The organism is Asticcacaulis excentricus CB 48 (genome assembly GCF_000175215.2).
GTDB lineage: Bacteria > Pseudomonadota > Alphaproteobacteria > Caulobacterales > Caulobacteraceae > Asticcacaulis > Asticcacaulis excentricus.
The window spans coordinates 1,741,664-1,761,389 of the sequence record NC_014816.1; the positions used below are offsets into that span (position 1 = coordinate 1,741,664).

The window sequence follows — 19,726 nt, forward strand, 5'->3', positions numbered from 1 at the left end:
TTTAAAGAACTCTGCAATGAACACGCAACAGATCGCCACCGCCCAAAAGGCCGTCGCGGCTTCACACGATGGCTCAATGGCCTTTCCCCACATTGTGGGCACGCTGATCGAGGCCGGGTTCGAAGCCTATACGGTCGATTATCGCCGCAACCGCAGCACCTACTATCTGCCCGATGGTGATAGTGTGGACATCGACTTGCACCCGGTCGATGACATCGTGGCCGCTGCTTTTGACGCCTCCACTGTCGAGGCCGCCGTGCGCGAAGCCCAAACCCAAGCGCCCGGCTACACCTATGCAGGGTTTTGCCGGAAGGTCAGAGCTGCGGGTTGTGCCGGCTACATGGTGTCCTTCTCAGGTCGTCACGTGGTCTATTTCGGCCGCACGGCTGAAGTACACGTGGAGTATTTTCCGCAGTAGTCAGAGCCGGATCACATAGGTTTTCAGCGTGGTCTCGACCACTTCCCACACGCCAGTGAAACCGGGCTGAATGACGAAACGCGTCCCGGCCTCCAGCCGCAGCGGAGCCTTGCCGTCCTCGTGCAAGATCGAGATGCCCTCGAGGATTTCGCAATATTCCCATTCGTCATAAACGACGCGCCACGCACCCGACGTCGCCTGCCAGAAGCCGGCATATGTCTTTTCATCCTTAGAGATGTCGAGGTTCCACGTCAGAAAGCGCGGATCACCGGCCACGACCCTCTCAGCGGCCGGCGCGCCTGCTTCGGGCTCAGGCAGGGCGTTGCGATCAAACAGAATTACTGACATGCACACCTCAAAAAAAAAACGGCCCCGATTTAATATCGGAGCCGGTTCCAATTCCATTGAATAAGCCAAACGCCTATTTCGGGGCAAGAATCATGATCATCTGGCGACCTTCCATCTTCGGCTCATATTCCACCTTGGTGGTCGCCTCAAAGTCAGCCTTGACCTGATTGAGCAGTTTCATACCCAGTTCCGGGTGAGCCATTTCGCGGCCACGGAAACGCAGCGTCACCTTGACCTTATCGCCTTCTTCGAAGAAGCGCGTCATGGCCTTGGCCTTCACCTCATAATCGTGCTTGTCGATATTGGGGCGAAGCTTGATTTCCTTGATTTCGACGACCTTCTGCTTTTTGCGGGCTTCGGCCTTCTTCTTCTGCTCTTGGAAGCGGTACTTGCCGTAGTCGAGAATTTTGCAGACGGGAGGATCGGCGGTCGGGGAGACTTCGACCAGATCAAGTCCGGCTTCCTCGGCGGCTTCGAGCGCGGCGGACGTCGGCATGATGCCTTGCTTCTCACCGTTCTGGTCGATCAAAAGGACGCGCGGAACCTTAATGTCCTGATTGATACGGGGGCCGTCTTTCGCGGGCGGGGCTTGCATTGGGCGACGAATAGGGATGTCTCCATGGACTGTTTAAACGGACCGGACTCACTTGTCCGGGATTGGGGCCTAATTATAGGAAGGGCCTAGGGGTGATCAATCCCCTTTATGGCGCACAAGAGGTTAATTTTTCAGCCCGTTGTGCCACCGCCTCATGTAAGCAGGGAACGGTAGATATCAAGGGTTGCTGCGCACATGGTTTCCAGGCTGAAACGCTCCTGCACCCGCGCCCGGCCAGCGGCCCCCATGACGGCGCGCGACGAGGCGGAGGTCAGGGCAGCCGCGCGCATGGCGTCTGCCCAGGCCGTGACATCGCCGGGCGCCACCAGCCATCCGGTCACCGCGTCTTCGACCGTTTCCGCCGTCGCGCCGTGTTTAGCCGCTAATACCGGGCGGCCCATAGCCTGCGGCTCAACAGCCGTGCGCCCGAAAGCTTCGGGCTCAAGCGACGGCGCCAGCGCGAAATCGCATAGGCTGTAGGCAGCGGGCATATCGGAACAGTGCCCCACGATCTTTACCTGTGCCTCAAGGCTGAAACCGGCGGCCAGCGCGCGCAATGCTTGCGTATAGTCGCTGCGCCCCTGATCGTCACCGGCAAGGATCAGTTGCACATCGCTGCGATCCAGACCCTTCAACGCTTCGATTACGAGCGTCTGTCCCTTCCAGCGCGTCAGGCGTCCGGCCAGCAGAAAGCGCGTGCGGCCATCGCCGCGGTCAATCCCCCAAGCTTGCGCCAGCTTATCCTTGCGCACCTCATCGACGGCTCCCGGATCAAACTTTTTGAGGTCCACGCCGCGCGGCACGGCGATGACCTTCGCTGGGTCTAGATCGTATTCGCCCAACACATGATCGCGCGTGTAGTCAGAATTGGCGATCACCACATCCGCCGTAGTCATCCGTCCGTTATACCAGCGCTTGAACCCTGACCCCGCCTTATAGATGCCGTGATAGGTGGTGACGGTCTTTATGCCTTCGGCCTTTGCAGCAGGCAGTGCCGACAGCGCCGGGGCGCGCGAACGCACGTGCACGATGTCCGGCCTTTCTTTGCGGATCAGTGCCCTGAGCGCGTAGTAGTTCTTGAACTGTACATAGGGGTTCTTGGAGTGCACAGGCAGGGGCAAAACCACTGCGCCGATCTGCTTCAGATAGCCCTCGAGCCGTCCGCCTTTCGAGACCACTATCGCCCGCCCCCCGGCCTCGATTACCGCGCGTGCCACATCCACCACGGTCTGCTCCACGCCGCCGGTATCTAGCTCCGGCAAGACCTGCATCACGGCATAGGGGAAGGATGAAGGAGAGGATATGGGGGGCATAAGCGCTTGTTCGAGAGGCTCCGGGCAATTAAGGCTTATGCGCATGAGCACCGAACCAAATCAAGACAGCACGCAGTTTCTCAACGAGTCGATCGCTTATCGGCACATTAGGGGGAAAGGGCCTACGGTCCTATGGCTGGGCGGCTTTAAATCGGACATGACCGGCTCAAAAGCCGAAGCGCTGGCGCAGACTGCGCGCCCAGAAGGCTGGGATTTCCTGCGCTTTGACTATGCCGCGCACGGCGAGAGCGCCGGTCGCTGGGAAGACGCTCGCGTCGGCCAGTGGCGGCAGAATGTCTTGGACATAGTCGATCATCTGACCGACGGACCGCTGCTGATCATCGGCTCAAGCATGGGCGGCTGGATGGCGTCGTTGCTGATGCGCGACCGGCCCGAACGCGTGAAGGCCGCCGTCCTGATTGCCCCGGCCCCCGATTTCGCTACCGAACTGATGCTTCCCTCATTGTCGCCCGAAGACCGGCGGGCGCTGGAAATTTCCGGCTTTTTTCATCTGCGCGGGTACGACTACGATGTGCCAATGTCACAGGCCTTTTTCGACGAGGCACGCGTCCACCGGGTGCTGGATCAGCCGCTCGTCTTCGACGGTCCGGTGCGCATCCTGCACGGCCTTGAGGACGAGGTTGTGCCGTGGCAGCACAGCCTGCGGCTGGCGCAGCACCTGTCGTCAAAGGACGTGACTCTTGAACTGATCAAAGGCGGCGATCACCGCCTTTCCAGCCCAGCTGACCTGCAGCGACTGGTGCATACGGTGCGCGCCCTACGCCCCCTTGCCAAACCGTAGAATTTGATACCACATGTGGCGAACCGGAGTTTGCCCATGCACCGCCGATCCTTCTTTGCCGCCCTGCCCGCTCTCGCCACGAGCCCGGCTCTGGCGCTGGACCCGCTGCACGGTGGGGACCGCATTACTGGAGCCAAATTCGCCGGGCGTTCGACCGTCTGGGGCACGCAAGGGGCCGCAGCCACCGCGCACCCGCTAGCCAGCCTGATTGGTATAGACATTCTGCGGCAGGGCGGATCGGCCATCGACGCCGCCATCGCCATCAATGCGGCGCTGGGCTTCCTTGAGCCCATTGCCTGCGGCATTGGTGGGGATGCCTATCTCATGTTGTGGGACCCGGCGCAGAAGACTGTGGTCGGGTTTAATGGGTCAGGCCGCTCGCCCAAGGGCATGAGTCTCGACTATGTGCGCTCTAAAGCGAAGAACGGCCACATCCCGTCGTGGGGCAGCATCTCGGTCTCCGTGCCCGGCGCGGTGGACACCTGGGGGCAGATGCACGCCCGCTACGGCAAGCTGAAATTCGCCGATGTGCTGGCCCCGGCCATCGCCCTGTGCGAACGCGGTGTGCCGGTGGCCCAAACCATCGCCTTCTATCTCAATTCCAGCTACCGGCGCTTTACCAACCCCGATTCGGGCATTGAGGAGGTGCAGAACTTCCTGAAGGTTTACGCACCGAACGGGCGCACCCCGCGCGAAGGCGAAATCTTCCGTAACCCAGACCTTGCCCGCACCTATCGCTATATTGCAGAGAACGGCGCGCGCAGCTTCTATGAGGGACAGATCGCCGACACCATCGATGCCTATTTCCGCCGCATCAGCGGGCATATGCGCAAGTCAGACCTGATCGCGCATCACGGTGAAGACACGACACCGCTCAAGACGACCTATCGCGGCGTAGAGGTGCTGGGGCTGGGGGCCAATACACAGGGCCTGTCCACGCTGCAGATGATGAACATACTGGAGACGTTTGATCTGAAAGGCATGGGGTTTCAGACCACCACTTCGCTGCACACCCAGATCGAGGCCAAGCGTCTGGCCTTTGAGGACCGGGCCAAATTCTTTGGCGATCCCGCCTTCTCCAATATCCCGGTCGAGACCTTGTTGTCCAAGGCCTATGCACAGGAACAAGCGGCAAAAATCCGACAGGACGCCATCCTGCCGCGCATCGTCCCCTATGAGGCTCCGGCGCGCGGAGACACCACCTATTTCACCGTCTCGGACAAAGACGGCATGATGGTAAGCTGGATTCAATCCAACTATCGCGGCATGGGATCAGGCCTGATACCCGACGGTCTCGGATTTATGCTTCAGGACCGTGGCGAATTGTTCTCGCTGCGCGACGGCTCGCCCAATATCTACGCGCCGGGCAAGCGGCCGTTCCACACCATTATTCCTGGCTTTGCCTGCAAGAATGGTCAGCCGTGGCTCAGCTTCGGCGTCATGGGCGGTGATATGCAGCCGCAGGGCCAGGCCCAGATTCTTGTCAATCTGATTGACTACGGGCTGGGCTTACAAGAGGCGGGCGATGCGCCGCGCTGGCACCATGAGGGGTCTTCGGAACCTACGGGCGAAGCGGCGGAAGGCACCGGCACGCTCAATCTCGAAAGCGGTGTGCCGCTCGAAACGCGCATCGGGCTGGAAAAACTCGGCTGGTCGATCAAGCCCTCGCCCGGTAATTATGGCGGCTATCAGGCCATCGTGACGCAGACCGAGCCTTTGGGCCGGGCATATGGAGCGGCCACCGAAATGCGGAAGGACGGACTAGCTCTCGCCTATTAGGCGCCAGACGTCGTGCAGACCTTCGCGATAGGTCGGAAATTGCGGTCGCCAGCCCAGTTCGGCCTTGGCCAGCGCATTGGAAACACGCTTGTTTTCGGTATAAAAGCGCCGCATGCCGGGGCTCAGGTCCGGCGCGTCAAAAGGAATTTTGGGCGGCACAGCAAATCCAAAGGCCTGCGCCGCCCACACCAGCACCGCATCCGCCGGGGCTGGCTCATCGTCGCACAGATTATAGACCGCGCCCGCCCGTCGACGCTCAGCGCTGCGCAACAGAGCGTCGGCACAATCGGTATCATAAAGCCGCGAAAAGACCTGACCCGGCTTGTGAATGCGTCGCGCCGTCCCGTCACGCAGACGTTCTATGACGCTGCGCCCCACACCGTATAGACCGGGCAGACGAAACACGGCCACATCGTGCTGATCGCTTAAGGACTGCCATTGCGATTCGGCTTGCACACGGCGGCGACCTTCGGTGGACAGCGGCGTGAGGGCCTGATTTTCAAAGGCCCAGCCGCCACCCCGGTCACCATAGACACCCGTTGTTGAAAGATAGCCCAGCCACTTGCGTGGCGCATCACGCAGTGCAGTACCAAGTGCCGCAAAGGCCGGACAACCCGCATCATCCGGCGCGGGAGTTATCAGGATAAGGTCGGCCGCCGCGGCAGTATCGCTCAGGTGCAGGCTAAGCGGGTCCACGGCGTCGATGCCCTGCCCGGACAGAAACGCTCGCTTTTCCGCCGTGCGGGCGGTGGCTGAAATGCAATAACCTCGCGCGCGGCACAACCCCGCAAAGGCCTCGCCGATAAAGCCGTACCCGAACACCAGAACGCGCCTCATCGGTTCTATTGTGCGGAGGCCGAAGAGGCCGAAGCTTCGGTCGCCGCCTGAGCCTTGGCTGCACGCTCAGCGGCCTGCTCGGCCTTGCGCTTGGCTTCGCGCTCGGCCTTCTCGCGCTGAGCCCGCACGACATCGGGCAGAACGACTTCATGTCCGAACGGTGCCGGCGAGCGCGTACCCAGCCCCTGCGGCCAGACAAGGCTGAGCGCAATCATCAGAAGGGCGACCACCGCCGAGCTGGTATAAAAGACCTTGTCATTCATAAGCTAAGCTATAACTCGCCCTTGGGCGTTTGAGAACTCAAAATTGCTGCACTGCGTAAGCGCACGACGTCATTCCCAAAACTCAGGCGTTTCCGGTACACGGTTAAAGGCAATCTTGGCACCCACAAATTCGTGGAGTTTGGGCTTGGGGCCAATACTGATCCGATCCTTGCCGAAGCGCTGATTCAGGGCGTCTATGGCCTCCAACAAGCGCATATGGCGCGGGTCTTCGTCAGCTGCCGGACTATAGCCAAAGAGGTCCGGAGCTGTATCCGCCGGAACCAGGCGCATACAGGTGACCGAAACCTTTTTGATACTCGTCTGGTTGAGGGTCCGCACGCAGACGTCCCACAGTGCATCCGCCGCTTCCAGCATCCGGAAACTGTCGGCCGTGGCCATAAACAGGCGCTCGGCCTGCGCGCGGCCTTCTTGTGTGCCGCGGATCGACAGGTGCAGCCCGCCGCACTTATAGCCCATGCGCCGCAGCCGCGATCCGCACTTGGCCGTCAGGCGCCGGGCGACAGCACGGGCAGCCTCCACCGGACGAAGCTCGACGGCCAGAACGTGCGAATGGCTGATGCTGCCGCGTTCAGTCTCAATCTCCGGCGGGTCGACGCCGCGCAAAGCGTACCAGAACTGATCCCCGCCGATGCCCCCCCACAACTGGCGCATCCGGCTGGGACTAAGGTGCCAGAGCTGACGCGGATCGCTGATCCCTGCCCTGAACAGCCTCGCCTTCGTAGCCGGGCCTATCCCCGGAAAATCGCCGATGTCGATGTCGAGCAATGGCCCCGGCAACTGGTCGCGACGCAACACCGTCATGCCCAACGGCTTTTGCATATCGGCCGCTGTCTTGGCCAGCATCCGCGACGGAGCCAGCCCGATCGAGGCCGTCAGACATTCGCCAATATTTGATAAAATCCGCCTTTGAATGCGATGCCCCAGCGCCCGCGCCGCCGCCTCCACCGTCTCAGGCCCCATCAGCCGGCACGCCACCTCATCAATCGAGCAAATCTTTTCGACGGGGATGACATGATCGACCTCCTCAAGGATACGGTGGTGAATGCGCACATATTCGTCCGGGCGAGCCTGCACGACCTTCAGGTCTGGACATATCTGTTTTGCGATCTTTACCTGCGTACCCGTCTTGATCCCCAGCCGCTTGGCCTCCTGACTGGCCGCGATGGCGCAGGTATATTCGCTATCCACCGGCACCACGATCAGCGGACGGCCCCGCAAGCACGGATCAGCCTGTTGCTCACAACTGGCAAAAAAGCTGTTCATGTCGAGATAGAGCCACTTCAGCCCGCTCCCGTCGTCCCACTGTCTGATCTGCGCTTTCTGCATATTGGAACAAAACAAGAACTGATTGAAGGAGTCAAGACACCCCGGTTTCAAAAACCGTATGAAGGCGAAAGGCGGGGCTTTCGCACCTGCACCCAAATGCACTATAGAACGTCAATGTCAGTGACGAAGCCCCAGCCGCCCCGACCGGAACCGTCCATCTCAGGTCCCGACGCCGAGACCGCCACCTCACCCGACACAAAAGGCGGCAAGCCGACGCTTAGACGCGCCATAATGGACAATGGCGCGCTCAGCGTCATGTTCGCCGTCGTCTTCATCAATCTGGTAGGGTTTGGCCTGCTGGTGCCCCTGATGCCCTTCTTCGCCCAGACGTTGAACGCCGGGCCATGGCAGGTGACGCTGATGTTCGCCGCCTATTCGTTGGGGCAGTTCTTTGCAGAACCCCTGTGGGGCAGCCTGTCGGACAAGTGGGGACGCAAACCCGTTCTACTGATCACCACCGCGTCTAACATCCTCTTTTATGTGCTGCTGGCTTTTGCGCCCAATGTCTGGTGGGCCATTGCCATCCGTTTCCTGAATGGTATCGGTTCGGGCAATGTGTCGTGCATTCAGTCCTACGTGTCGGACATGTCCGAACCGCATCAGCGTGCCGGCCGAATGAGCCTGATAGGTGCCGCTTTTTCACTGGGCTTTGTGATCGGCCCGGTCATGGGAGGGTTCCTGGCCCACGAAGAAGCCGGGGCCGCCGGATTCCGCCTACCCCTGTTCCTCGCCGCGGGCCTGTCGGCCGTCGCGACGCTGGGCATACTTTTTTATGTGCGTGAAAGCCGCGTACGCACCCATGCTGCCCCGCAAAATTTCCGCGCCACCTTCGCCGAGGCGCGCCGTCATCCGATCATCAGCCGCCTGATCCTCTCCACCCTGTTCTACATGGCGGCACTGGCCGGACTTGAGGCCACATTCGGCCTTTGGGCCAAGGCCCGCTACGACTGGGGCCCGCGTGAGGTCAGTCTGGTCTTTCTGTTCATTGGCGTCACCGCCGCCCTTATGCAGATGGTCTTTACCCGCCCGCTGGTTCGCAGGTATGGCGAAGCGCGCATACTGGTGCTGGGGCTGACGGTATTCGGCCTGGGCTTCTTCCTTCAGGGGATAAATCAAGTCCCGTGGCTGGTTACGCCGCTGGTCATGGTGGCTGCTCTTGGGCAGGCAGTCATCTTCGCCTCGATCTCAGCTATTATCTCAAAATCGACGGCTACTGACCGTCAGGGTGCCATGCTGGGCCTCAATCAATCAACGGGGGCGATTGCGCGCATCGCCGGGCCGGTGGTCGCCGGCTTCCTGTTCAGTCAACTGGGGGCCGATGGCCCTCTGTGGTTCTGCGCCCTCATGTGCTTCACGGCTGCCCTGCTGGCCCTGCGTGTGTCACAGGTCGAGCGCCGATTGAATGCGGGTTAGACTCAGAAAATCAGAAATGCCGCCAGTGCCATACCGATGCTCAGGCCCACAATGATGTCTAGCGGGCGCACCAGAGACGGTTTGAGCGGCTTGTCAGCGACTTCGCGCCGGAAGGCATAATGATGTTTGATCGCCACGGTTTTTGTCCCGAAATGAGGCAAGGCCCTCTGCGAAAAGCAAGAGCCGTGCCTGTGTTTCGAGAGGGGGCACACAATGGCTCTTCAAAAAAAACACAAAATCAGGGGAAAACTTTTTAAAAGCGCTTGCGTTTAAAATGGCAAGAGACTAATTGTCCGGCCCTCGCCGCTGAGGCGGGAACACGAAATGGACACGCACTCGTAGCTCAGCTGGATAGAGCATCAGACTACGAATCTGAGGGTCAGGAGTTCGAATCTCTTCGAGTGCGCCATTCGTTTCAAAGACAGGCTCCCTTCGGGGAGCCTTTTCTTTTGCTTTTCGTACAAATGCCCAAAACAAAGCCCCGCCATTTCTGACGGGGCTTGTTCTGATAACAGTGACTGTAATCAGGCCGCGCGGACCGTTTGCAGAAACTTGTCCATCTCATGATGCAGACGTTCGGCCTGGGTCGCCAGTTCGGCAGACGAGCTTTGCACCTGCACCGCGGCCTCACCGGTTTGTTCCGCGGCCTGAGCCACACCGGACATGTTAGAAGTGACCTCCTGCGTGCCGACAGAGGCCTGATTGACCGCCTGAATGATCTCCTGAGTCGCCGCACTTTGTTGCTCGACCGCCGAAGCGATGGCCGTGCTGGAGTGGTTCAGGCTCTGGATCGTTCCGGCGATGTTACGCATGGTCGTAGCCGCCCGATTGGTGGCGTCCTGAATCTTGGCGATCTTTTCTGAGATGTCGGTCGTTGCCTTGGCGGTCTGTGACGCCAGCGCCTTGACCTCAGCGGCAACGACCGCAAAGCCCTTACCCGCTTCACCGGCGCGCGCCGACTCGATCGTGGCATTGAGCGCCAGCAGGTTGGTCTGGTTGGCCAGGCCGGCGATTAGATCGACCACCCCCCCGATAGAGGCGGCGGTTTCGTTCAGTTCGCTGACTACGATCTGCGCCTCTTCGGCTTCGCGCACGGCGTTGGCGGCGACCGACGATGAGGTTTCGACCTGACGGCCGATTTCGCCGACCGAGGCGCCCAGCTCCTCTGTAGACGCGGCCACAGAGGTCACATTGGCCCCAGCCTCTTCGGCGGCGGCAGACACCGCCACAGACTGTGCCGAAGCCTCCTGTGCCGTGGCGCTCAGTTGCGCGGCGGCAGCCTGCATCTCGGTGGCAGCAGACGACACCAAAGACACGATACCGCCCACCGACTTTTCAAAATCGTCAGCCAGCTTGAGCATGGACGTGCGGCGTTCGGCCTCGGCTATGGCTTTTTGCTGTTCGGCCGACGCGCGCAGGGTTTCGGCCTCCATCAGGCCCTGACGGAAGGCTTCGGCGGTACGCGACATCGAACCGATCTCGTCGCGACGCTCCTGACCAGGGATGACGACGTCGAGCTTGCCCTTGGCCATCTGCCCCATCAGGCCATCGAGGCGAACAACAGGAGCCGAAATCCCGGTGCGCGTCAGCCACACGGCGAAGCTACCGGCAACCAGTAGGCCGATAAGACCGATGATATTCGCATTACGCACGGCATCATCGGCGCTTTTCTGAAGGCTGGCTGCGAGAGCATTGTTCTCTTCAATCGTACGGTCCACCACACCCCCGACGCCGGTCATGACCTCAAGCAATTCGGGGCCACAGCCATTATCCATCGTTGTGATCGCCGCGTCTTTCTGGCCAGCCTGCGCCAGGCTGAGCACCTCGGCGCAGGCGGTGCTCAGCGCCGTATTGTACTTTTCGCGCAGGGGTTTGAACTCGGACACCTTGCTCGGCAGAAACTTTTCAGCCTTGTCCAATTCGGCATTGAACTTGGTCTTACCCTCTTCGATATCATGCTGAGCCTTTTCCAATTTATCTGCGTCAGAGGCGATCACCGCCTTGAGGATCGAGCGCGACGTCCACGCCGCGTGACGACCAGAGCGCGCCAGTGCCACTGTACCGGGTGCAGGCCCGGTCAAAGCCTGATCATATTTGTTGATGTTGCCCCCCAGCGAAGCATCGGTGTAGAGCACAGCCCCGACGCCGACGATGGCAATTAGTGCTAGAAGCACTATTACCTTAATTTGCATAGATAAGTTGTTCAGCATTGGTGGCCCCGGTTACAGTTACGCTAATGAAACGGCGTTACAAGAAGTCCCGCATTAACATTAACAAGTGGTAACAGGCGCCAGCGCTTCGCCTGACGCCACCCACCCAATTCACGCGATCGATTGCAAAGCCGACCCCATTTCCAAGGGTTGTTACCCGTTAAATCAGAGCGCAATCGCCGCGAGACTTTTAACAATATCAGTGAACAGGGGACGCTTTTCCGGCACATCGAGACATGCCACTGTCAGCCTTTCCATGGCCTCAGGTGCGTCGCATAGCCGCGTCAGCTCCTCCAGCAGGCAACCAAAGGCGCGAACCTCCAGACGCTGAAGCGCCTCCGCTTGCGTGCGGTCAGCCGGGTCATAGGCAGAGGCGGCTCCAAAATCGCCCAGGCAGGCGCGACCATTTCCGTCATGCAGGATATTATGCGCGTAAAGATCGCCGTGCAGGATACCCCGATTGTGCAGGTGGTCGGCGGCGCTCGCGATTTGCTGAGCGATACCCAACACTGTCCCGACGTCAAATCGCACCCCTTCCGCATAAACGTCTCGCGTGCAGGTTTTCAAACTCGGTGGCCCCGCAAGCACGCACCAGTCGGAATCAATTCGCTCCATCACCAGCGCACTGCGTCCGTCCGGATGATCGCACACCTTGCCCATTACGGGTATCAGGCCCTCGTGATGCCCGGCAGCGACGCAGGCCGCCATCTCGCTTTGGGGCAGGCCATCGCTAGTCATGGCGCCCTTGAATATCTTAACGGCGACCTGGCGAGAGAGGTCGCCAGCCGACAGTTGCCCCAGATACGTGGTGCCCGACGCCCCCTCGCCCAGCACGTCACCCAGCGACAGCTGAGACCACGCGATGTCCGCCACCAGCACACGGGCAAGTGCCGCCTCAGCCCTTGCGGCGAAGGGATTGCCGGCCAATCCCAACCAGGAGAGGCGCGGCAACCGGGTCAGCCAAACCGGCAGAGTTTCAAATTGATTGGCCGCCAGACGCACCAGTTCGAGCGCCCGACAGTTTTGAATGGTTTCCGGTAAAGCCGTGAGCCGGTTTCCGGCCAGCATCAGCTTTTGCAGGTCCGCACAATCGCCCAGCCTCCGTGGCAACCTTTCGATGCAATTATCGGTCAGGATCAGCCAGCGCAGACGTGGCGGCAGCGCTTCAGACGGCACCTCGCGGATGCGGCAGGATTTAAACCCGACCATTTCGAGCGCCACGCAGCACCCCAGTACCGGCGGCAGGGTCTCAAACGGATTGTTCGAGCCGAAAAAGATTTTCAGGCGGTGCAGTCGCGCGAAATCCTCAGGCAAGTGGGTCAAGTAGCTAGCGCTCAGATCGAGCACTTCCAGCGTGTCGGCCAGATCGTAAAGCGCTTCGGGAAACGCCGTGAGCCCGCTGAGCCTTACCTGTTTCGCGCCTGAAAGCGCGCCGGAACGGAGATCGTCGAGCGTGTGCATAAAAGTGATCCTGAGCCCCCCACCAAGAGGTCTCCTAGCATCTTTGGTGCTGACTCGCTGTCTTTGTTTCACGCTTAATCAGGGTCAAAAATTGAGCGCGCGTCCCTAAAGCTCTGGCGACTGCGGTAATGGCCTCCTATAGTACGGGTCTGTGTGTTCAATTCCCGCGGAAGCCTCCCCATGCTGTCACGCCGCCTTGTTCTTGCCGCCGCACTGGCTTTTGGTCTGAGCGGATGCGCCGCCTTTACCCCTCGGCCTGCGGAGCGCTTCACCCCGGTTGTGGCAGCGGCCAATCCGCTGGCGGCCAAGGCGGGTATGGAGATACTGGAACGCGGAGGCACGGCGGTCGATGCTGCCATCGCCGTTCAGGCCACCCTGTCTCTGGTTGAGCCGCAAAGCTCCGGCCTCGGCGGCGGGGCCTTCATGGTCTATTACGACCACAAAACAGGTCAGGCGACGGCCTATAATGGCCGAGAGACCGCCCCGAAGTCCGCCGACGGCACCCTGTTCCTCAAGCCCGACGGCACCCCTCTGCCCTTTGGCGAAGCGGTGGTGTCGGGCCGCGCCACCGGCGTGCCGGGTGCGGTACTAATGCTTGACATGGCCCATGCCCAGCACGGCAAGCTGGCCTGGAGGGAGTTGTTCCACACGCCGGAAAAGCTGGCCGAGGAGGGCTTTGTCATTTCGCCGCGTCTGGGGAACTATCTGGCCAGCGGCCGCTTCCCGCAAAGCCAGACGCCCGATGTTAAGGCGTATTTTGGTGACGGCAAGGGTGGCATCAAAAAGACAGGCGACGTGCTTAAAAACCCCGCCTACGCGCAAACCCTGCGCACCCTGGCCGACAAGGGTGCAGTCATCTTTCGAGAAGGGCCGCTGGTCGAGGCCATGATCGTCAAAACCCACGAAGGCCCCCTGCCAGGCGATCTGCAACCGCTCGATTTCAAAATGTATTTCCCGAAGGCCGGGGCACCGGTCTGCGACACCTATCGCGTCTATATTATCTGCGTCCCGCCTCCGCCTTCGTCGGGCGTGTCGCTGCTTCAGGCCCTGAAGATCGTCGAAACCTTCCCGATGAACGACTACGGGGTCAATGATGCGCGCGGCTGGCAGGTGATTATCGAAGCCGAGCGGCTGATGTACGCCGACCGCGATCAATACGTTGCCGACAGCGACTTCGTCAGCGTTCCGGTCAAGGGCTTGCGCGATCCGGTCTATGTGCGCAGCCGTGCGGCCACCATCACCATTGGCAAGGCCTCACCTGCCCCCACCTATGGCACGCCGCCTGCCGCCGTGGCCTGGGCGAGGGACGCCACGCAGGAGCCGGCCGGGACGACGCATTTCGTCATCCGCGACCGCTACGGCAATGCCGTGTCCATGACCACAACGGTCGAAAGCATCTTCGGTACGGGCCGCATGGTTGGCGGGTTCTTCTTGAACAATCAATTGACCGACTTCTCTTTCACACCCGTGACAAAAACCGGCCAGAAGATCGCAAATGCGGTCGAAGGCGCTAAGCGGCCACGCTCCTCCATGTCGCCTGTGCTGATTTTTGATAAGGATAAGCGCCTAGTCGGCATGATCGGTTCGCCGGGGGGCTCGTCCATCCTGTCCTATAATCTCAAGGCGCTGGTGGGGATGCTCGACTGGAATCTCAGTGTGCAGGAGGCGGTCGCCCTGCCGAACGTTGTGGCCAACCCGACGGCCATCCGCATCGAATCAGGCCTGAAATCCGACGTTCTGCAAGGGTTAAAAGACATGGGCTATACGATACAGGAAGTGCAGGGCGAAAACTCCGGTCTGCACGGCGTCATTTTCCGCAATGGGGGCATCGACGGCGGCGCCGATCCACGCCGCGAAGGCGTGGTACTAAAAGGGCAATAGCGCCGTGCGACCCTCCATCGTCATCCTCACGGGCGCCGGCATTTCGGCAGAGTCGGGCGTGCCGACCTTTCGTGCCTCAGACGGACTGTGGTGCGGGCACCGCGTCGAAGCCGTCGCGACACCCGAGGGCTTTGAAGCCAATCCGGTTCTGGTCCACGACTTCTACAATCAGCGCCGCGCACAGTTGAAGGACGTGGCACCCAATGCGGCGCATCACGCTCTGGCGCGGCTGTCGGCGTCCTACGACGGCGATGTGCTGCTGGTGACGCAGAATGTCGATGATCTGCACGACCGGGCGCACCGGGGGGTTACGCCGAAAAACGGCTTCGGCCTGATCCATATGCACGGTGAGCTTCTGCGGGCGCGCTGTGTCGAAACCGGCAAGATATGCGACTGGACGGGCGACATACATATCGACACGCCCTCGCCCTTCGGGAGCCTGGGCCTACGCCCGGACATTGTGTGGTTCGGCGAAATGCCGTTTCAGATGGAACGCATCTACGATGCCCTGTCGGGCTGCGGCCTGTTTATCTCTATCGGCACGTCGGGAAATGTCTATCCGGCAGCGGGCTTCGTGCAAGAGGCCACGCGCGCCGGGGCGCACACGGTAGAACTGAACCTCGAACCGTCTCAGGGCCACAGTTTGTTTAAAGAGTGCCTATATGGCCCCGCCACGGCGTTGGTCCCGGCCTATGTCGAGGGTTTAGTGGGTTAAAACACCCGCACCGCCGTGCAGCCGTTCATCTCGATCAGCAACAGGAGGTCGATCAGAGCCTGCACCGGAGCCGTGCCGAAATCGACGTGCAGGTGGTCAGTATCGACCAGCAGAGAATGGATATGACCTGAAAAGCGCGAGTCCAAATCAACGTTGCGGTCTTCCGGATCAAACCAGGTCTCAAACCACGCCTCCAGCCCCTGAAGGGTTTCCGGCGCGCCGGTCAATGACAGGTTCATTTCGTGCCAGTCGAGCGCTTCGACCGTCATTTCAAGCTCATTGAGCGTCACCACGATCGGGTCAAAGGCCACCTCTTCATCAGGCGACAGTTCAACGATCTGCGGTGCGCCATCCTCGGCCGGACCGGTCATGTAGTCGGCGCAGTAGAGCGACCGGTAAAGCCCCGCCTCGACCGAAACCTCCAACTTGACCTCGGCCACACCGCCCGGATGGGCCTTGGCCTGTACATCGGCGAAATGCGCAAATTGCCCCACATAGGAGTCACGCGCCAATTCGATCAGTTCTTCAAAATCCATAGTCTGTTTCTTTCGCGCCTGTCGGAAGCGCCTTTACTCAAAATGCGACAGGAAAGACTGGGTGCGCGGCAACTCCTGATAACGATGCACCTTGACCCCCATAACCAGGCCGAAGCCGATCATCACGGTCGTCATCACCGACCCGCCATAGGACAGAAGTGGTTGCGGCACGCCCACAACGGGTGCCAGCCCCATCACCATGGCCCCGTTGATCAGCACATAAAGCGCGAAGGTCGCCGTGACCCCCGCCGCCGCCAGCCGCCCGAAATGCGAGTGCGACAGCGACGCGATGCGCAGGGCCATAAACACCGCCAGCGCATAGAGGGCGAACACCGTAAACGCCCCCAGAAACCCTAACTCCTCCCCCACAGCCGCCAGAATAAAGTCGGTGTGTTTTTCCGGGAGAAAGCTCAGTTGCGACTGCGACCCCAGCCCCAGCCCCTTGCCCAGCAACCCGCCGGAACCGATAGCGATCTTAGATTGCAGGATGTGATAGCCGTCGCCGGATGGGTCGGCTTCGGGATTGAGGAACGTCAGGACGCGTTTGCGCTGATAGTCGTGCATGACGAACAGAACAAAAAACGGAATGGCGACCGCGCCACCAAGGGCTGCGGTGCCGATAATACGCCAGTCGAGCCCAGCCACGATCATCACGGTTATCCCGGTGAGCAGGATTAGCATAGCTGTCCCCAGATCGGGCTGGTGCGCCACCAGCAGCACGGGGGCCATGATCATGGCAAAGGGGATCAACAGCTTCCACGATAGAACCGCGTCTTTGGTCCCCGCTTCATGATACCAGCGCGCCAGCGCCATAACGATAGACAGCTTCATGAATTCAGACGGCTGCATGGAGAAGGACCCGATTTCCAGCCAGCGCTGCGCCCCCATACGCACATCGCCGACCAGTTCCACGGCCACCAGCAGCAGTAAGGATACCCCATAGGCCGGATAGGCCAGAAGCATCCACCAGCGCAGGTCGACCAGAGCCAGCACAATCATAAAGAGGAAACACAGACCAAAACGCAGAACGTGATTATAAGCCCAAGGCTCCCATGACATGCCGCCCACCGAATAGAGGACCAGTGCCCCGATGCCGGCAATCAGCGCTAGGACCAGCGCAAAGCCCCAGTCCACCTGAAGCAGTTTGATGTCATAACGTTCGCGTTCACCCCGCCGGGTCATTGCGCTTTCGGCCATGGGAACCTCAGGGTACGGGAGGGATGTAATCGTTGCTTTCAGGCGCAACTTCGGTGCTTTCGACCTCAGGAGGCGCGGTTTCGGCGGCTTCGACGGGCTCGGGCGGTGGCGGGGCGACGATGCGCGCCTGAAGCTCCGGGTCCTTCAGGAGCGCCACCTTCATGATCTCGCGCGCCTTGGGGGCGGCGAAGCGGCCCCCCGCGATACCGTGCTGCACGATAACCGCCATGGCGTAGCGCGGATTATCGACCGGCGCATAGCAGACAAATAGGCCGTGGTCCTTGTTCTTCCATTGCGTCGCCTTGCGGGTGCCCGCGCGGTCATAGTTGATGACCTGAGCCGTACCGGTCTTGCCGGCCATCTTCATGTCGCCCAGATTGAGCTGAGAGTTACGGAACGCCGTGCCGTCGGCGTCATTCGACACCATCTCCATGCCGTCGCGCACGATCTGGATATGCTCAGGCGGTATGCCCAGCGGTTTGAAATCGACATCGGTATCTACCGCCCCGATTTTCTTGATCAGGTGCGGGGTAACCGCCTTCTGGCCGTTGGCGATACGCGCTACATAGACGGCCAGTTGCAGGGCCGATACCGTGGTCGCCCCCTGCCCGATGGCCACCGACAGGGTTTCGCCCGGATGCCACTGCGGGTCCTTGGGCCGCCAGCGCGAACTGCCGTCGTAATATTCGCGCTTCCACTGCGTATTCGGCACCAGTCCCTTTTTCTGTCCGCTGATCTCCAGATCGAAGACCTCGCCCAGCCCCAGCTTGTGCGCCGTGGCCGAGATGCGGTCGACGCCCGCGTCGTTGCAGAAGTGGTAGAAATAGGTGTCGCACGAATATTTCAGCGCCTGACGCATATCGACCGAACCATGCACGCCGTGGCAGCGGAAGGTGCGATTGCCGAAGCGGTAAGACCCGCGGCAGACCACGCGCTGCGCCGGGTCGATGCCCTTGTCGAGGAAGGACAAGGCCGTGGCCATTTTGAAGGTCGAGCCCGGCGCGAAGGTCGAGCCAATCGCCTTGTCCAGCAACGGCGTGCGCTCATATTCATTCAGAAGCTTGTAGGCCTTGGACGAAATACCCGACACGAAGAGGTTGGGGTCGAAGGAGGGCGCCGACACCATGCACAGGATTTCGCCCGTATGGATGTTGATCAGCACGGCGCTGCCTGAATCCTGCTCGAAGACCTCCAGCGCACGGGCCTGCACCTCGGCGTCGAGCGTCAGGGTGATGTCCTCGCCCGGCGTCGGCGGACGCGTGCCATCGGGGTCTTCGGCGACGATATTACCCCGCGCATTGACCTCGATCTTCTGGGCCCCCGCCACGCCACGAAGCTGCTTGTCAAAGGCCTTTTCAACCCCCTGCTTGCCGATGCGGAAGCCCGGATGCAGAAGCAACGGATCGGGGTTTTCCCCTTCAGTCTCAAGGTCATTCTCGGAAATTTTCGAGACGTAGCCCACGACGTGCGAAAAGGCCCCGCCATAGTGATAGACGCGAATTTCGTCCATTACCGCCTGCACGCCGGGGATTTCGGCGGCAAACAGGTTAACGCGCGAAAACTCCTCCCAGGTAAGGTCAGCCGCCACCACCGTTGGCACAAAGCGCTGCGACTGGTTGATGTCGCGTACGATGCGGCGGCGGTTGTCCTGTACCTGCGGCAGGACATAAGAAATCTGATCCAGTGTATCGTCGAGATCGTCGATTTCATTGCGGATAATCAGCACTCGAAACGACGGACGGTTCCCGGCAATGACATTGCCATTGCGATCGAGAATCTTGCCGCGTGGGGGCGGCATGACGCGGAAATTGAACTGATTGGCCGCCGACAGGCGCTTGTACTTGCCACCCTGCACGATCTGAAGTAGCGCCAGTTGCCCGCCCAGCGCAAAGATACCTAGCGCCGTCACCCCGCCCATCAGAAAGATGCGGCGATGAAACGTCCCCTGCTTCTCGTTAACGTCCTCAAAAAAGATGGAGGGTTCGCTCAATTGAACCTCACATCACTGTTGAGAAAGCGCTCAAGCTGAATCAGCACCACGACCACCAGACACCAGGTGGCCAGCATCTGTTCAAACACGCTGATCAGGCGCGGCACAACACCGGAATCGAGCGTCGTCATGATCACGCCGAGTGTAAAAAACAACAGAACCGCAAGGGTATAAGCCCCGATCACCACCCAGGTGTCCTGTCCCACAATATAACTGCGGATGATGAGCGTCACGGCGTGGACGGCCATCAGGCCGATGACATAAAAACCGAGCGGCGCGCCCCAGAAATAATCGAGAAACAGCCCCATCAAACCCAGCAGGATCGGCGCGATAAAGCTGGGGCGGATCAGCGGCCAGGCAAAGGCCAGCGCCACGGGCCACACGGGCTCCGGCAGGTCCCATCCAAACGGCAAAGGCAGGTCGGTGGCCAGCACCAGCGTCGCCAGAACCGCCAACAGGGCCGGATAGAGCAGCCAGTCCTGCGGCCCGACGATCCCTCCCGATCCACGGCGCGGTGTGCGGTTTTCAAACAGCGCCTTGTAAAGGCGCGCACGGCGGCTGGCCGACGGCGTCATGCTGCGGGTGGACGATGAGCGGGGGCGGCGTTGCGGAGCCAGCATG

The 19,726-nt window shown here is 60.6% G+C and carries 19 protein-coding genes and 1 tRNA gene; 7 read left to right on the plus strand and 13 right to left on the minus strand.

The annotated features are described in order from the left end of the window. Positions 1-16 precede the first annotated feature (16 nt). On the plus strand, positions 17-418 hold the full coding sequence (locus ASTEX_RS08020; RefSeq protein WP_013479110.1) for a DUF1398 family protein: 402 nt from the start codon (positions 17-19) through the stop codon (positions 416-418). On the opposite strand, the gene ASTEX_RS08025 is transcribed toward ASTEX_RS08020, so the two are convergent. The 3 genes from ASTEX_RS08025 to ASTEX_RS08035 form a co-directional block, all read right to left on the minus strand. Continuing rightward, positions 419-766 carry a cupin domain-containing protein gene (locus ASTEX_RS08025; RefSeq protein WP_013479111.1) on the minus strand — a complete coding sequence of 116 codons (348 nt, stop codon included), beginning with the start codon at positions 764-766 and terminating at the stop codon, positions 419-421. It lies immediately after the preceding gene. Positions 767-839: 73 nt separating this feature from the next. Further along, on the minus strand, positions 840-1,361 hold the full coding sequence (infC, locus tag ASTEX_RS08030) for a translation initiation factor IF-3 (protein WP_013479112.1): 522 nt from the start codon (positions 1,359-1,361) through the stop codon (positions 840-842). Between the two features lie 152 nt (positions 1,362-1,513). Then, on the minus strand, positions 1,514-2,674 hold the full coding sequence (locus ASTEX_RS08035) for a glycosyltransferase family 4 protein (protein WP_245532488.1): 1,161 nt from the start codon (positions 2,672-2,674) through the stop codon (positions 1,514-1,516). Between the two features lie 43 nt (positions 2,675-2,717). On the opposite strand from ASTEX_RS08035, the gene ASTEX_RS08040 reads away from it, so the two are divergent. Together ASTEX_RS08040 and ASTEX_RS08045 are read left to right on the plus strand one after the other, a co-directional pair. Continuing rightward, complete coding sequence (locus ASTEX_RS08040; protein WP_245532489.1) at positions 2,718-3,476, plus strand: alpha/beta hydrolase family protein; 759 nt, start codon at positions 2,718-2,720, stop codon at positions 3,474-3,476. 36 nt (positions 3,477-3,512) lie between these two features. Continuing rightward, the gene (locus tag ASTEX_RS08045; RefSeq protein WP_013479115.1) at positions 3,513-5,255 is read left to right on the plus strand and encodes a gamma-glutamyltransferase family protein; all 1,743 of its coding nucleotides are present in this window, start codon (positions 3,513-3,515) and stop codon (positions 5,253-5,255) included. Here the strand turns inward: ASTEX_RS08045 and ASTEX_RS08050 are convergent. The 3 genes from ASTEX_RS08050 to ASTEX_RS08060 form a co-directional block, all read right to left on the minus strand. After that, positions 5,238-6,092, minus strand: a complete 855-nt coding sequence (locus tag ASTEX_RS08050; protein WP_041658605.1) for a Rossmann-fold NAD(P)-binding domain-containing protein — start codon at positions 6,090-6,092, stop codon at positions 5,238-5,240. The genes ASTEX_RS08045 and ASTEX_RS08050 overlap by 18 nt on opposite strands. A gap of 5 nt (positions 6,093-6,097) precedes the next feature. Further along, positions 6,098-6,355 carry a hypothetical protein gene (locus ASTEX_RS08055; RefSeq protein ID WP_013479117.1) on the minus strand — a complete coding sequence of 86 codons (258 nt, stop codon included), beginning with the start codon at positions 6,353-6,355 and terminating at the stop codon, positions 6,098-6,100. 69 nt (positions 6,356-6,424) lie between these two features. After that, the gene (locus ASTEX_RS08060; RefSeq protein ID WP_013479118.1) at positions 6,425-7,702 is read right to left on the minus strand and encodes a Y-family DNA polymerase; all 1,278 of its coding nucleotides are present in this window, start codon (positions 7,700-7,702) and stop codon (positions 6,425-6,427) included. A gap of 114 nt (positions 7,703-7,816) precedes the next feature. Between ASTEX_RS08060 and ASTEX_RS08065 the strand changes: the two genes are divergently transcribed. After that, positions 7,817-9,115, plus strand: coding sequence for an MFS transporter (locus ASTEX_RS08065; RefSeq protein WP_013479119.1), 1,299 nt, complete (start codon positions 7,817-7,819; stop codon positions 9,113-9,115). 2 nt (positions 9,116-9,117) lie between these two features. On the opposite strand, the gene ASTEX_RS20960 is transcribed toward ASTEX_RS08065, so the two are convergent. Then, positions 9,118-9,252, minus strand: a complete 135-nt coding sequence (locus ASTEX_RS20960) for a hypothetical protein (protein WP_280959862.1) — start codon at positions 9,250-9,252, stop codon at positions 9,118-9,120. Positions 9,253-9,447: 195 nt separating this feature from the next. Here ASTEX_RS20960 and ASTEX_RS08070 point away from each other — a divergent pair. Beyond that, a tRNA-Arg gene (locus tag ASTEX_RS08070) sits at positions 9,448-9,524 on the plus strand. Positions 9,525-9,639: 115 nt separating this feature from the next. Here the strand turns inward: ASTEX_RS08070 and ASTEX_RS08075 are convergent. Both ASTEX_RS08075 and ASTEX_RS08080 read right to left on the minus strand, forming a co-directional pair. Further along, positions 9,640-11,325 (minus strand): methyl-accepting chemotaxis protein, encoded by a 1,686-nt coding sequence (locus ASTEX_RS08075; protein ID WP_013479121.1) that lies wholly within the window; start codon positions 11,323-11,325, stop codon positions 9,640-9,642. Positions 11,326-11,490: 165 nt separating this feature from the next. Beyond that, complete coding sequence (locus tag ASTEX_RS08080) at positions 11,491-12,786, minus strand: protein kinase (RefSeq protein WP_013479122.1); 1,296 nt, start codon at positions 12,784-12,786, stop codon at positions 11,491-11,493. Positions 12,787-12,966: 180 nt separating this feature from the next. Here ASTEX_RS08080 and ggt point away from each other — a divergent pair, with 180 nt between their 5' ends. Together ggt and ASTEX_RS08090 are read left to right on the plus strand one after the other, a co-directional pair. Then, a complete protein-coding gene (gene ggt, locus ASTEX_RS08085) occupies positions 12,967-14,667 on the plus strand; it encodes a gamma-glutamyltransferase (RefSeq protein ID WP_013479123.1) in 1,701 nt (566 codons plus the stop codon). A gap of 4 nt (positions 14,668-14,671) precedes the next feature. Beyond that, entirely contained in the window at positions 14,672-15,382 is a 711-nt protein-coding gene (locus tag ASTEX_RS08090) for an NAD-dependent deacylase (protein ID WP_013479124.1), read from the plus strand. Here the strand turns inward: ASTEX_RS08090 and ASTEX_RS08095 are convergent. Genes ASTEX_RS08095 through ASTEX_RS08110 form a run of 4 tightly spaced genes read right to left on the minus strand, consistent with a single transcriptional unit; the run spans position 15,379 to position 19,725 of the window. Beyond that, positions 15,379-15,918, minus strand: a complete 540-nt coding sequence (locus ASTEX_RS08095; protein WP_013479125.1) for a hypothetical protein — start codon at positions 15,916-15,918, stop codon at positions 15,379-15,381. The genes ASTEX_RS08090 and ASTEX_RS08095 overlap by 4 nt on opposite strands. A 33-nt stretch (positions 15,919-15,951) precedes the next feature. After that, on the minus strand, positions 15,952-17,115 hold the full coding sequence (gene rodA / locus ASTEX_RS08100; RefSeq protein WP_013479126.1) for a rod shape-determining protein RodA: 1,164 nt from the start codon (positions 17,113-17,115) through the stop codon (positions 15,952-15,954). Positions 17,116-17,122: 7 nt separating this feature from the next. Next, on the minus strand, positions 17,123-19,105 hold the full coding sequence (mrdA, locus tag ASTEX_RS08105) for a penicillin-binding protein 2 (protein ID WP_013479127.1): 1,983 nt from the start codon (positions 19,103-19,105) through the stop codon (positions 17,123-17,125). Further along, complete coding sequence (locus ASTEX_RS08110) at positions 19,102-19,725, minus strand: hypothetical protein (RefSeq protein ID WP_013479128.1); 624 nt, start codon at positions 19,723-19,725, stop codon at positions 19,102-19,104. Before ASTEX_RS08110 ends, mrdA begins: the two co-directional genes overlap by 4 nt. Position 19,726: the final 1 nt, after the last annotated feature.